Genomic DNA, 13,463 nt, shown 5'->3' with positions numbered 1-13,463 from the left:
AAAAAGGAGAAATCAAAATGAAAAAGTTTTTCAGCATTTTTCTTTCGGTAATTTTTACTCTCAGTTTGGTTGATTTTGCTTTTGCGGCTCCGAGAGCGAGAAGGGTTAGGCCTTCAGGCGAGGATACGAGCACAGCCGTAACCTCAACAACGCCGACAGCTCAGCCGGCTGCAGCCGAGCAGCCGAAAGCAGAGGAAACTTCCGGAGGAGAAACAAAAATAAAAAGCAAACTCGGAAAAGCGGCAATAGAAGCTGAGGCAAAGGCAAAGGCAGGAGCCGAAGCCAAGAAAAAATCCCAGGTTAAAGCAAAAGCTGAAGCCGAAACCAGAGCTAAAAAAGAAGCCGAAGATAAAGCAAAAAAAGAGGCTGAAGATAGAGCAAAGCTTGAGATGGAATTAAAAGCCAAAGCTGAAACCGAGGCAAGGGCAAAACTTGAAGCGGAAATGAAACTTAAGCAGGACGCTGAAGCTAAGGCAAAAGCTGATGCTGAAGCAAAAGCAAGGGCTGAAGCCGAGGCAAAAACGGCGGCAGAAGCTCAGTCAAGAGCGGAATCGGAAGCCCTATTATCTGCAAAGGCCGCAGAAGAACGGTCAAAAAGAGGTCCCAGGTCAAGAACAAGGGTTAAAGAAGAAACTCCCGTTGAATCTACATCAGGCAAACCTATGACAAAAGAAACGGCTGAAGCATCTAAAGCATTAGCAAAAGCCGAAGAAGAAGCAAGGGCAAAAGCCGAAGCTTTGAAAAAAGCTGAAGCAAAAGCTCAAGCAATGTCGCAAGTAGAAGACAAGCAAAGGGCGAAAGAAGAAGATAAAGCGAGACTTCGCGCGGAAGAAGAAGCGCGGACAGCCGAAGCGGCAACAGCCGCCGCGCTTATAAAAGCGCAGGAAGCATCCAGAGCAGGAACTGCGACAAAACCAGGAAAAGGAAGTTTTGTTCCTTTTATTATTTATTCTGACAACGGCATGAAAGGAAACCACTACTATCCGACAGGATGGATGGGAGACTTTGGAGATTTAAAATTTAATCCTGCAAATAACTCAAAAGTTCATAGCGGGACCACCGCAATAAAAATCACTTATGTTCCTAAAATGTCTCAGAATGCGGGCTGGGTAGGAATTTATTGGCAGTATCCTCCGAACAACTGGGGAGACAAGAAGGGAGGGTATAATTTAGCAGGCGCAAAAAAACTATCATTCTGGGCTTGCGGCGAAAAAGGCGGGGAAGTTATTTCCGAGTTTAAGGTTGGCGGAATAAGCGGGGAGTTTCCCGATTCAGATAATTCGTCAATAGGTCCTATTGAACTTTCCAAAAAATGGCAGAATTATACTATTGATCTTCAGGGAAGAGATCTTACAAATGTTATCGGTGGGTTTTGCTTTTCGGCTTCAAAAGATGATAATCCCGAAGGATTTAATATATACCTTGACGATCTAATTTTTGAATAAGCTTTTACAAGGTTTTTAATGGGTAAAAAACATTTTTTATATTATTTTTTAATACCGTGTTTAGCAATTTTTTCAGCGTGCGATAAAAATCCTGCTGATAAAATTCTAAATCCTACGACTATCGTTACCGCAGCGTCGTGGAGCGGGCCTTATGTTATTTACGATCAGGAACTTAGGACCGGCGGTGATGTGGTTTTTTTTACTTCACAGGAAGGCCAGACTCTTGATTTCAGCTGTTACGAAAGGCCTGCAGACGGATCAAAATGCCTTAAATTTTCATGGGACGGGAGCGAAGTAACGGATTATAACAGCGGCAATGTAAGAACTTTCCAATGGGTTGGCATAGGGCTTGCCGTAAAAGATTCCAATAATCAGGATTCTCCTTCAACAAAGGATATGACGCCCGGCGGATACACAAAACTTTCTTTTAAGATTCGCGGCAGTTTAAACGCAAGTGTCGCTTTTCAGATGAAGTTTGAAGCAAATTCAACAACAACTAATATTTATACAAGCAGTCTGGCAGACCATGATTGGCATACGGTAGAATTCCCTGTTTCGGGTTCACTAGCGGCCGGAATAAAATATTATGTAATTTTATCTTTTCAATATTTTGGCTCAACAAAAGGCAACGGCGGAACGGTTTATCTGGACGATATACAGTTTTTGAAATAAGTGATAAGGGGTAAGTGTTAAGTGGTAAGGGGTAAGTAAAAAAGGTTGAGTAGAAAAAGAAAAATGAAAATAAAAAAGATTGTTACATTGTTTGTGGCACTTTGCCTTATGCCGAGTTTTGTTTCGGCAAAGACAATAATTTTGGATTTTACAAAGAGAACGCAGAAAAATGCTCTGGTTAGATCCATTCTTCTTCCCGGATGGGGACAATTTTATAAAGGGAGCAATACAAAGGGCTATATTATTTCAGCAGGTGCATTTCTTTCCGCTTCATTGGCCTATTACTATTTGTCAGAGTCTGACAAAGCCTATGAAAAATATCGTAAAATAAGTCTAATTGACGATGACTCGTATTCGGATTATCAAAACAAATCAAACAAATTTAATATTGCGGTTCTTTCGCTTACGCTTTTTTGGCTATACGGCATAGTTGATACGTATTTTATTTCTTCCGGCGAAGAATATGCTCAAAACGAAAAAAATTGGAAATTTTGCAGGAAAGACGGCGTAAAATTAGCCTGCGGCGGCAGAAAGATCGAATTATCTTTCACTAAAACTTTTTAACTTGAAAATAAAATGAAAAAATATTTAATTATTCCTTTGCTGATATTTTCAGGAGTTTTTGCATCCTGTACTTCAAAAAAAGACAGGCTTGCTGCTGATACTTTAGTTATTGCTCTGGAACCTCCTCAGATAATAGTTGGAAAACAGACCCAAACCACTTTAAGAGCTATTCCGCAGGATGCGACCGGTTCAACTGATATTGATATCACTCCTGCCTGGACAATGGATAATCCTAGCTTGGGAACTTTAAGTCCGACCACAGGAAAAACCGTTACATTTTATTCGGGAACTGCTTTGGGCACAACAAAAGTTTATACCCAGTACGGCAGTGTCCGCGCAAGCGGGCAAATAACCGTAAGCGATGTGGTTACCGATAGAAACGTTTCTGCGGAGTTTGACATTTTCAGGGAAATTCCGATGGCTTCAAATTCCAGCCAGTTTTTGTTTGACACCCTAAACCCGCCCACTGTTTTTGGCGGAGGGCTTTTCGCATGGTCATATCCTCAAGTGGACACGAATACAATAATAACTTCAGCTTCGGGGGCTTTAGGCGATGACCATACTGAAGGAGCAAAAGGCCTTAAAGTCGATATTGGAGATAACCCCGGAGGGATATGGTTTCAATTCGGCTATCCCGGAGGTCTTGGAACTGAAGTGCCTACCGATATGTCCAGTTATTCTGGTTCTAGGATTGTTTTTGATGTCAAAACTACGAAAGATCTGCGTTTTGAAATAGCCTGGCGGGGGAACCTGATATTTGATCGAGTAGGCAATTATGTACCTATTGACGGCAACTGGCATACAGTTTCAGTTGCAATTAGATCAATGACAAACGGTACGCTCGTAAATTTTTCAAAGATAATTCATCCTTTTGCAATTAGCTCTTCGGATACAAATTTTTCTTTTTATATAGACAATATTCGCTGGGAATACTGAAATACGGGGACACGGTACTTAATTGGTATAATTGCTTGATGTATCAACAAAAATAATTAAGTATTGTGTCCCTGAATTTTATTATAAAAAAAACCTTGACAAATTGTAGTTATTAGACTATCCTTTTAAAAAGAAATTCCAACCTAATTTAAGTATTGGAAAAAAATTGAAAAAAATAATAAAAATTATCAATTTAAGGTTATATTTATGTCTTATTTTTGTGCTCTCTGTTTTTTCCGAGGCGCAGGTTTTCCCCGGAGACTATATAAGCAAAGAGCATAGAAATTTATTTGTCCCGCCGACTCTTCAGGAAAATTTCTATAAAGTTGAAGTTCAAACCCTTCATTTTTTTGACCGGCAAAAATCCAGTATTAACGGCCTTGTAGAAAGTTTTCGCGGTTCAAGCCGTTATGCCTACGATTTATTTACCCAGGCTTTTACTTTCGGAAGAGGGGGAGTTTTGGACGCGCAGTCTTTTACATATGACTGCGCTGTTTCTGCTCTTTGTTATCTAATAGCCGGGCAATCAAAAAAAACTGCTGATATCTTGGATATCTACGCTATGGATTTTTATAATCAAAAAAACGGAGCAATAGGGCTTTATAATTCATATGCCACGGATAAACCTTATGATAATTCTTTAGCTGTTGGAATAGACTCAAGAGTTCATCTGGGCCCCAATATGTGGGTGGCCATAGCCGCTTTGCAGTATACGGCGCTAACGGGCGACCTCAAATATCTGGATTTTATAATTGATATGATTAAATGGGCTATGTCCTTGAATCATCATCAATATTCTGACGGAAAACGCGGCGGCGTAAGCATGGGTTTCGGCTGGGGGCCGGATTGGTCTCAAGTGTATTCAACAGAAAACAATATTGACTATTACGCGGTTCTTAAAATGCTCAAGGAAATTTATAATTCAGGCAATGTTAAAGCAAAAAAAATATTTGAAAAAAGAAATTTCGGCTTAAAAGATATTGATGAAGAGCTGAATGGTTTAACAAGATGGTTTAAGGAAGTAGTTTATGACAACGAAAAAAAATATTTGTATATGGGTTATAATGAAAAAGGCCCCGACAAAGTAGCGGCGCTGGATACGGTATCGTGGGCGATCACGGGGATTACTCCGGAAGACCTCGTTAAAATGGGAATAGATCCTTTTAAGCTTATGGATTTTGCTGAAAGAACTTTTAGAGTTGCCGATTACATAAACGGGGTAAGAGTGGAAGGGTACGATTTTACGGATGTTGAAGGAAGAAAAAATAATTTCCGGATGATTTGGATGGAAGGGACCGCTTTCCAAACGGTTGCATTTCAGGTAATGTCGCAGTACGCAAAAAAAATGGGGCTAAAAAACGAAGAAGAAAAATATAGAAGTGCAGCCATAAGATTTTCCGGAGAGCTTGAAAGGGTATCAATCCTTGTCAATTTTGCGGATAACGCTTTGCCATACACATCAAAAAATCCTAAAGAGCAAGAGATTGTATTATCATTTGCAAATGAATGGGAAATACCCCGGGGTAATGACGGGCAGTGGGTTGCATCCGCCTCATCTACCGGATGGAGATATTTTGCATTAACAGGTTTTAATCCGATGGTTTTTGATAAAGACAATGTTTCTTATGCTTTGTTTTCCAAGCCAAAAGCAAGTTCCTTGCCTGAGCCGCCTTCCAAAATATCTGCCGTAAGCAGTAGTTTAACTATTGTATCAAACTAAAAGAGAATATAGCGAATTTATACTGTTTTTCCATACCTTTTAAACAAATCCAACCTTTATTCAGATTCGCAGAAAACCCCCGACTTCTTTCGGGAGATGAATGTGAAGATGAACCCGCCGACTCCTGTCGGCAGAGTTTCAGTATAATACCGTAATTTTTTCTTGACACCCCTTTACAAATACTGCTGGATTTTATATACTTTTTCCGTAGTTAGCTTTATATAAATAGCAATCAGGGGGAGAAATGCTAAAAAAACTAACTTTTATTTACAAAAACCCACTAGTCTTTTTTCCTTATTATCATTCAAATCATACTTATCAAAATCCTGCTAATTTTTATCTCAAAAATGCAACAATTCTTAACATAAAATCTTTTTTATTGGGGGGCAGTCTGTGAAAAAGAAGATTTTCTTTTTTCTTGTGTTAGCGGTCATTTTTGTTTTTTCTAAAGCATCCTTTGCTTCTTTTTCCGGAAGCATCAGCAGTACTACCATTACCGCTAGCGCCACATTCATAGATACCGGAACAGTTTCTATCAGCTTACAGTTAATGAATTTAGCAGGAGGCACCACAACGCAGATTTGGTGGAATACTTCAAATATCAATATTGGTTCTACAGTCTGGCGTAGGGCAGATTCATATATAATTTTGACATCAACTATTACGGCTGCATTAGGAGCGATTCAAATATATACCGACAACTTAGCGGCTGATGCCTCACCTAAATTCGTGAAAGCAGTGAGCACCAGCGACCCCGCGGGCTTAGTGGATACCTCAAGTACTACTGTAGCTTTGCCCATGTGTTGGCGTATAACCGATACTTCTACGACCACATTAACGATTGCCTATTCAGGAGGACATCTTTACAGCACAGAATTGGGATCTTCTTTTTGGTGCTTTTTGGTTATGAAAGATAAAGGGACGACGGGCACAAATGCATTTACGAACGGCGAAGATTATGTTATTGTAAAAGATTATGCTGGAGGCATACAGGATTCCGAAGGTGCTTGGCACCCCGTTTCTTCACCGGACAATATTTATATTGGGGCAGATTTTACAAATGCTACATTACCCAGGACATACAAAACTTCTAAACTTATAATTGAAGCATTTATTGAATAAAATGATATTTCTGAAAAAGGTGTTTCTAGAAGTGTCATCCCGAATTTACTTGCCCCGCTGACTTGGTTTCAAAGAAACCATGCGGGGGTTTGGGATCTCGTAGTTAAGATGCTGAACCCCTCCCAAGGCGGGCAGGCAAGTTCAGCATGACAACTTGTAAGGGTTGTGGGTTTTGAGACATAGTCTTTTACTCTTTGTAATGTCATCCCGGACTAGTTTCGGGATCTCGTCTTTTCATAATGATTAGACCCTGATCCGCCACGGCGGATAGGGTGACGAGAATAGGTTTTTTAGTAGCGTTTTAAAAATGGTAAACCCAAAAATGATACTCAAGAAAATTTTAGTGCTAGGTATAATCTTTTGGGCAGCTTATCCTCTTTATGCCGGGCTTACGATAACTCCGTCAAGAGCGGAAGTAAGTTTGAAAAACGGCGAGTCCGCCAATGCCACATATAACGTTAGGAATGATTATGTTACCCCTGTAGATATTGAGATAACAACAAAAGACTGGTTTATTCTTCCTGAAAATAAAGACAAAGGCATAAATGTAACAAAGTGGCTCAGCGTATCAAGCAAAACTTTTCATTTAAATCCCGGGGAAAACAGAGACTTAAACTATAAGGTTGAAGTTTCATCAAGCGCGCAAGGGTCAATGGTAGGTATGATTTCTTTTTTAACTTCTTCGGGAGTAAATCAGGGTATTTCTTTAGTTATAAGCGTGCCGGTTTTTGTTACGGTTTTGGGCACGGAGAAAAAAGACTGGGATATAGAAAATCTTAAAATTAGTTTAAATGGCAGAAAACTTCAGGTTTCCTGCGATGTAAAAAATACAGGAAACATTCATCTTCGCCCTGCGGGTTTTATTGAAGTTATGTCCGGCAAAAGAAAAGTTTTAAATTTTAATTTTATGGAAAGCAGGCCTATTTATCCCGGTTCAAGCCGGACGGTATTGGCAAACTCAAGTTCAGAGATAGGCGCGGGAAACTACGGATTTATTGTTCATATGTCCTGCGCAGGCCAGGAAAAAATTGTAGAGAAAAATGTTAAAATAAAAAAAACCGGAGAAATAACCGTTAAATGAGAAAGATTAGTTTTATTTTATTGCTTTTATCAATTGTTGTTTTGGCGAATACTTCTTGGGCGGGAAGTATAGGAAATAAAGTTTATGGAATTTATTCTGAGACTTTCCCGGGTATCCTTTACGATGTAGAAAACACAACTTATACCGCTTCCGATCCTGATGGGGGGTATTTGGCCACATGGGGAGCCACTATGCCTACGGTAACTCAAGAGACCGATTTTCCTAAAGAGGGTAGCAGTTATACTAAAATAGTCAGTAATACTGGACAAAATGGTCTTTGGGTTCAGTTTGGTTATGATCCGCGACAGTTCCCTACTAAGATACCTACAGATATGAGTGTTTATAAAGACGGAAAAATTTGTTTTTGGCTGATAAATGATACTACGGTTACGCTTAAAATAGAATGGACGGGAAACTCGGCAACCAAAAGTATTGACACAATGCACAGCACTTGGACATTTATGACTGTTGATTTATCAACGACTATCTGGCCTAACATAAATTTTTCGGCTATAAAAGTACCCTTAGGGTTTCATTTTACCAGAGCCGATACTACAGGCACAGTTTGTTATGATAACTTTGTCTGGATAAGTTCTCGGCCAGGCACAGTCGGAGTAAATTTGAAAAATATATCTGACAATTTTACTACAAACCAGATTACCTGGAGCAATGTTGATTTAGGCGCAACGAATCATTGGAAGGCTGCCGATCAATATATAGAACTTGATCTTCAAAATTATGCTACAGGCTGGGCGATTCAGATTTATACAGATAACTTAGCTGTAGATGCAACACCGCAATACTCCGGCGCTGGTGACCCTGCCGGTCTGATTGACTTGTCTAGCACTACAGTGGCTTTGCCTATGTGCTGGCGTATAGTTGATGTTACAACAAATACATACAATATGTATGAAGGGACAGATAATAAGCTTTATAGCGACAGTTTCGGAGGGCAGACTGGAGGATACAAATGTTTCCTCTGGATGAAAGACCAAGGTACAGCTAGCTTCCAAGACGGGGAAGACTATGTTATTGCGTGGGAAGACTTTAGAGGAATGCATCATGCGGAGGATATGTGGGGTGCTGGAGGAGGGTCTTATAACCCGAACTACATATATTTGGGAGCAAAATTTCTAAATACTACTACTCCTGCAACTTACAGAACAAGCAAGTTAACAATAGAGCTCTTTTATGAATAAGTTTCTTATATCATTTTTTTCAATAGTTATTTTTTCTTGCGGGGTTGCCTTTGCCTCATATTCCGGATCAATCTCGTCTTCTACTATAACCTGTTCGGTAACACTTTCCTCTCCGACTATACCGGCGATATCAATCAGCCACGTTCCTTTAACAAGCGTCACAACAAATTACGCGGTGATTAACGGAACAGTCACTTCTGCCAATGTTAATATTGATAATATTTATATTTTTTATTACCAGGACGGGACGAGCGTTTCATCAAATACGATATCTGTTGGAGGAAGCACGAGCACTTACGTTTTTAGTTCTACTTGCCCGGTTAACATATCATTAAGTTCAGTTAATTTCTATTACCGGATTTATGCGGTTGCATCAACGACCAATGCGTATTCTCCTTCCGGAGGAGGTTATTACACGGTTCCCATTGCGGGCCCCAAGATCATACACAGTCAAATCCAGAGGATTTCGCCTGTCAACAGGGTTGTCGTTGCCACCGGAACTGTAAGCGACTCGGTCGGTTTATGGTATGTTACTATGAGTCATTGGACAGACAGTTATTCTACGCCCACTGTCAGTACGATAACTATCCCGAATAGTTTTAAACTATATAATTTCCAATTCGCGACTTCAGCTAGAAGCGACGCAAATATATTTTATTATTATCTTAAAACCGTAAGCACTAGCAGTGATACAATACAAACCTCGATTTATACGGTTCCTATAAGTTCAAGTATAACCCAGGGGATTGCTTCAACAGGCGGAACAATAACACTTTATAACGGCGATCAAACAAAGGGTAATACTTCTTTAGTTGTTCCACAAGGAGCCTTATCAGCTTTAACAAATATTACCATTGAAGAACTTTCTCCGACGGATACTTCTGTTCCGTACAGGGAAAACATAAAACCTCTCTCCGCTTTCAAATTTACGCCGGAAGGCTTGAGGTTTGATAAGAACGTAACATTAAATATTTATTACCCGAATGTAAACTGGACCGATGCCCAGAAAAACAATTTAAAGATAATGTGGTGGGATGGTTTTGATTGGCGGGTTGTAGGCGGGACCGTTAATATTCAAACTAACATTGTTACCGCATATATCACGCATTTCAGCCTTTACGGAATATTTTCTGCTCCGTCGCTTTCTGATGACGATTATCGGCCGAAAGAAAAAATAATTACGCCTAATCAGGACGGCATAAATGATATCGCGACCTTTGGAGGGCTTTCGGGCGACGATAGTGTGAATATTTTTGATGTTAGAGGCAGAAAGGTCCGTAAAATAAGCGACACAAATATTTGGGACGGAAAAGATGACTCCGGCAGTTTTGTTGAAAGCGGAGTCTATGTATATCAGATTAAAGCTAACGGCAAAACAATAAGCGGAGTTATTGCAGTAGCTAAATGAGACAGTAATGAGTAATTAGTTCATAGTTCGTAGAAAAGACTTTAAATGATTTGGCATTTATCTAATAACTACGAACTAATAACTATGAACTGCGAATGAGGAAAAAGTGAAAAGGATTTGCACAATATTATCAATTCTAATAATTACGAATTCGCTCTTTGGGGCATTCAACGACTCCGGCTGGGGAGTCCGGCCGCAGGGTATGGGCGGGGCGTTTACTGCTGTGGCAAATGATTCAAACGCAAATATATTTAACCCGGCAGGCATTGCCCAGCCTGAAAATCACGAGCTTTCATTTACATCTTCAAAACTTTTTACAGGTCTTGAGGGGGTGGATATCGGGCAGAATTTCTTGAGTTATATCCACCGCGTAAACGATAATGTCGGAAATTTCGGTTTTTCTTGGGCATCGCTATACTCCCAAAATCTTTACAGGGAAGACACAATAGCTATTTCATACGGCAGATTTTTAAGCGATTTATTTAAAGTAGAAACTTTTGATATCGCATGCGGAGCAAACCTGAAATACTTAAAACATGAATATACAACTGATGAAAGAACTGCCAACGACCCGGTTTTTAGCGGGGGAAATTCTAAAGGCGCGCCGACTATGGATTTGGGTTTTCTGACCTTATTTCCTGACACGGGACTATTCTTTGGTCTTGCGTTAAGAAATTTGACTTCTCCGGATGTAGGGCTTAAAACTTCTGATATAGTACCTATGGAAACAGCTTTTGGTGTCGCATTTTTTAGAGAAAGAATGCCTTATCTAACTCTTCCGACATGCACTTTGGCTTTAGATTTCGTCAGCCGCGATAAAAACTTTGACTATCGTTTCGGAATTGAAACGTGGATTTTTAACGGAAATCTTTCCGTTCGTTCCGGAATTAACCCGCAGGAATTTTGTTTCGGATTAGGGCACGAGCTTTTAATAAAAGATAACAGCAGGCTTGAAATAGATTACGCTTTTTCTCTTCCTCTGGAAGTGGAACAATCAAGCGGTTCCCACCGTCTAGGAATTACACTCCGTTTCCCATAAAATAAAAGTTTTGAGTTCTGGTTTTTAATTGTAAGTGCGCAAACCTTACTAAGTCTGTCATTCCCGAATGCCGTGATCGCCTGTCCGCCTTGTGCGGAGGAATCCAGTTTTTGTTTTAATGGATCCCCAATTACGATCCTTGGGGATGACTTTTCAAGTCATTTGACAATATAACAGGTTTTGTGATAATATATTCGCTCAGTTTTGTTTTATTAAATGTTTTAAGCCTTCAACTAATTACTAAGTACTAATCACCAATTATTGTATTTAAAGTTTGCATCAGTTGTTTTTTTGCCGTTAACTAATTACTAAGCGCTAATCACTAATTACTGTAGTTAATGGGGACGTGGTGTAGCCTGGTTTAACACGCTGCCCTGTCAAGGCAGAGATCGCGAGTTCAAATCTCGTCGTCCCCGATTAAATAGGGACAGACACCTATTTTCGTTGACATCAATCATAAGAAGAGATATAATTTACTCATGCCAAGAATCGCAAGAGTTGTAGCCGCAGGATACCCCCATCATATTACCCAAAGAGGAAACTACAGACAAAGGATATTTTCTAGTGATATTGACCGAAAAAAATATCTGTCTCATTTAAAAAACGAAAGTAAGAGTTATGGTTTGGTTATATTGGCATATTGCCTTATGCCAAATCACGTTCACTTTATCGTAATTCCTGAAAAAGAAGATTCAATGGGCAATGTCTTTAAATATGCTCATATGAAGTATTCCCAGTATTATAACAAGAAAATGTGTACACAAGGACATTTGTTTCAAGGGCGATTTTTCTCATCTGTAATGGATGAACGACACACCCTGGCATGCGCCCGCTATATCGAAAGGAATCCGGTGCGCGCAAAGATGGCTAAAAATCCGAATATGTGGAACTGGTCCAGCGCAAAAACGCACTCAGGAATAGATAAACACGATGAATTAGGGGTAAACAGACTCTTTGATTATATTGAAGAAAAACAAAAAAATTGGGGAAAATTTATAGAGCTGTCTGATGATTCTAATGAAATAAAACAAATAAGGGAGCAAACAAGAAAGGGAAGGCCTCTAGGCAGTAATAATTTTATATTTGAACTTGAGGGGAAACTTAAGAGATTTCTGAAGCTAAAGCCAAAAGGCAGGCCCAAAAAGAGAATTGAAAAATAGGTGTCTGTCCCTATTAAAAAAATGCCGAAATTTAATAAATACACCCAAACTGCAGTTAAAGCGGCTATAGCCGGCGGGAAAATTCTGCTCAAATACTATAATAAGCCGTTAACAGTAAATTTTAAAGGTAAGTTTGACCCCGTAACTATTGCTGATAAGCTGTCACAGAAAGTAATAATAGAAAATGTAAAAAGGGATTTCCCTAATCACAGTTTTCTGGCTGAAGAAGATAATAACTTATCCTGCGATATGGAAAACTGCTGGGTAATAGATCCCCTTGACGGCACTGTTAATTTTATACATAAAATACCTCTTTTCTGTGTTTCAATAGCCTATAAATATAAAAATAAAATAATTTCGGGAGTAATTCATTGCCCGGTGCTTAAAGAGACATTTATTGCCGAAAAAAATAAAGGGGCATATTTGAACGGGAAAAAAATTAGTGTTTCTTGCGTAAATAATTTAGCACGCTCATTGGTAGTAACCGGTTTTCCTTACGATAGATCAAGGCTCAAAAGGGTTATTAAAAATCTGGGAAATATTCTTGGAGAAACTCAAGGAATAAGAAGACTAGGTTCTGCCGCGATGGATTTGGCTTACGTGGCATGCGGCCGATTTGAGGCGTTTTGGGAAGAAGGCCTTAATCCCTGGGATTCTGCGGCAGGAGCTCTAATAGTTGAAGAAGCGGGAGGAAAAGTAACAGACTACAACGGTGAAAAATGTTTTGAGAAGAAACGTCATATACTTGCTACTAATGGTTTAGTTCATAAGAAAATGTTAAAATATGTTTCAATAAAACAGGGGTAAGTGTTAAGTGATAAGAGGTAAGTAAAAATATTAGGCAGGTACATTTTAATGACAAATAAAATTTGGTGTTGTCTATATACAAAAAGACTAAGATATTTCCTGAAGATGAAAAATTCGGTTTGGTATCTCAACTTAGAAGATCAGCAGGTTCCATCCCATCAAATATTGTAGAAGGATTCAAAAGAAACAGTAGAAAAGAGTATTTGCATTTTCTTAATATAGCTGAGACTTCTTTAGAAGAAACAAAATATCATTTAATTTTAAGTAAAGATTTAAATTATTTAGAGGAAAATGCTTATAATTTACTTAA

13 protein-coding genes and 1 tRNA gene are annotated in these 13,463 nt (G+C 39.2%); all 14 read left to right on the top strand.

Features of this window, described 5'->3' with window-relative positions:
* The first annotated feature begins 17 nt into the window (after nucleotides 1-17).
* The gene (locus NT145_08025) at nucleotides 18-1,445 is read left to right on the top strand and encodes a hypothetical protein (GenBank protein MCX5782627.1); all 1,428 of its coding nucleotides are present in this window, start codon (nucleotides 18-20) and stop codon (nucleotides 1,443-1,445) included.
* A gap of 18 nt (nucleotides 1,446-1,463) precedes the next feature.
* On the top strand, nucleotides 1,464-2,117 hold the full coding sequence (locus tag NT145_08020) for a hypothetical protein (protein ID MCX5782626.1): 654 nt from the start codon (nucleotides 1,464-1,466) through the stop codon (nucleotides 2,115-2,117).
* Nucleotides 2,118-2,180: 63 nt separating this feature from the next.
* The gene (locus NT145_08015) at nucleotides 2,181-2,681 is read left to right on the top strand and encodes a DUF5683 domain-containing protein (GenBank protein ID MCX5782625.1); all 501 of its coding nucleotides are present in this window, start codon (nucleotides 2,181-2,183) and stop codon (nucleotides 2,679-2,681) included.
* Between the two features lie 12 nt (nucleotides 2,682-2,693).
* On the top strand, nucleotides 2,694-3,617 hold the full coding sequence (locus NT145_08010; protein ID MCX5782624.1) for a hypothetical protein: 924 nt from the start codon (nucleotides 2,694-2,696) through the stop codon (nucleotides 3,615-3,617).
* Between the two features lie 166 nt (nucleotides 3,618-3,783).
* Entirely contained in the window at nucleotides 3,784-5,337 is a 1,554-nt protein-coding gene (locus tag NT145_08005; GenBank protein ID MCX5782623.1) for a hypothetical protein, read from the top strand.
* Nucleotides 5,338-5,730: 393 nt separating this feature from the next.
* A complete protein-coding gene (locus tag NT145_08000) occupies nucleotides 5,731-6,459 on the top strand; it encodes a hypothetical protein (GenBank protein ID MCX5782622.1) in 729 nt (242 codons plus the stop codon).
* Nucleotides 6,460-6,766: 307 nt separating this feature from the next.
* Complete coding sequence (locus NT145_07995; protein MCX5782621.1) at nucleotides 6,767-7,540, top strand: hypothetical protein; 774 nt, start codon at nucleotides 6,767-6,769, stop codon at nucleotides 7,538-7,540.
* Nucleotides 7,537-8,739, top strand: coding sequence for a hypothetical protein (locus NT145_07990; protein ID MCX5782620.1), 1,203 nt, complete (start codon nucleotides 7,537-7,539; stop codon nucleotides 8,737-8,739). Before NT145_07995 ends, NT145_07990 begins: the two co-directional genes overlap by 4 nt.
* Nucleotides 8,732-10,147, top strand: coding sequence for a gliding motility-associated C-terminal domain-containing protein (locus NT145_07985; GenBank protein ID MCX5782619.1), 1,416 nt, complete (start codon nucleotides 8,732-8,734; stop codon nucleotides 10,145-10,147). The genes NT145_07990 and NT145_07985 overlap by 8 nt, the downstream gene beginning before the upstream one ends.
* A gap of 106 nt (nucleotides 10,148-10,253) precedes the next feature.
* Nucleotides 10,254-11,186, top strand: coding sequence for a hypothetical protein (locus NT145_07980; protein ID MCX5782618.1), 933 nt, complete (start codon nucleotides 10,254-10,256; stop codon nucleotides 11,184-11,186).
* 340 nt (nucleotides 11,187-11,526) lie between these two features.
* Nucleotides 11,527-11,602: transfer RNA gene (locus tag NT145_07975), tRNA-Asp, on the top strand.
* 63 nt (nucleotides 11,603-11,665) lie between these two features.
* Nucleotides 11,666-12,346: a transposase gene (locus NT145_07970; GenBank protein MCX5782617.1), complete on the top strand. Its 681-nt coding sequence runs from the start codon at nucleotides 11,666-11,668 to the stop codon at nucleotides 12,344-12,346.
* A gap of 21 nt (nucleotides 12,347-12,367) precedes the next feature.
* Nucleotides 12,368-13,153, top strand: coding sequence for an inositol monophosphatase family protein (locus NT145_07965; protein ID MCX5782616.1), 786 nt, complete (start codon nucleotides 12,368-12,370; stop codon nucleotides 13,151-13,153).
* A gap of 65 nt (nucleotides 13,154-13,218) precedes the next feature.
* Nucleotides 13,219-13,463 (top strand): four helix bundle protein (locus tag NT145_07960; protein ID MCX5782615.1); only part of this gene is annotated, 245 nt, incomplete at its 3' end.

The sequence above is a fragment of the Elusimicrobiota bacterium genome (genome assembly GCA_026388075.1).
Lineage (GTDB): Bacteria > Elusimicrobiota > Endomicrobiia > Endomicrobiales > JAPLKN01 > JAPLKN01.
Note: the sequence above shows the minus strand (reverse complement) of the source record. Positions and strands in the feature narration are given on the sequence as shown.

What these genes read in the sequence shown, in the direction of transcription:
- NT145_08025 (MCX5782627.1), top strand. Translation starts at nt 18, where the DNA reads ATGAAAAAGTTTTTCAGCATTTTTCTTTCGGTAATTTTTACTCTCAGT.
- NT145_08020 (MCX5782626.1), top strand. Translation starts at nt 1,464, where the DNA reads ATGGGTAAAAAACATTTTTTATATTATTTTTTAATACCGTGTTTAGCA.
- NT145_08015 (MCX5782625.1), top strand. Translation starts at nt 2,181, where the DNA reads ATGAAAATAAAAAAGATTGTTACATTGTTTGTGGCACTTTGCCTTATG.
- NT145_08010 (MCX5782624.1), top strand. Translation starts at nt 2,694, where the DNA reads ATGAAAAAATATTTAATTATTCCTTTGCTGATATTTTCAGGAGTTTTT.
- NT145_07995 (MCX5782621.1), top strand. Translation starts at nt 6,767, where the DNA reads ATGGTAAACCCAAAAATGATACTCAAGAAAATTTTAGTGCTAGGTATA.
- NT145_07990 (MCX5782620.1), top strand. Translation starts at nt 7,537, where the DNA reads ATGAGAAAGATTAGTTTTATTTTATTGCTTTTATCAATTGTTGTTTTG.
- NT145_07985 (MCX5782619.1), top strand. Translation starts at nt 8,732, where the DNA reads ATGAATAAGTTTCTTATATCATTTTTTTCAATAGTTATTTTTTCTTGC.
- NT145_07970 (MCX5782617.1), top strand. Translation starts at nt 11,666, where the DNA reads ATGCCAAGAATCGCAAGAGTTGTAGCCGCAGGATACCCCCATCATATT.
- NT145_07965 (MCX5782616.1), top strand. Translation starts at nt 12,368, where the DNA reads ATGCCGAAATTTAATAAATACACCCAAACTGCAGTTAAAGCGGCTATA.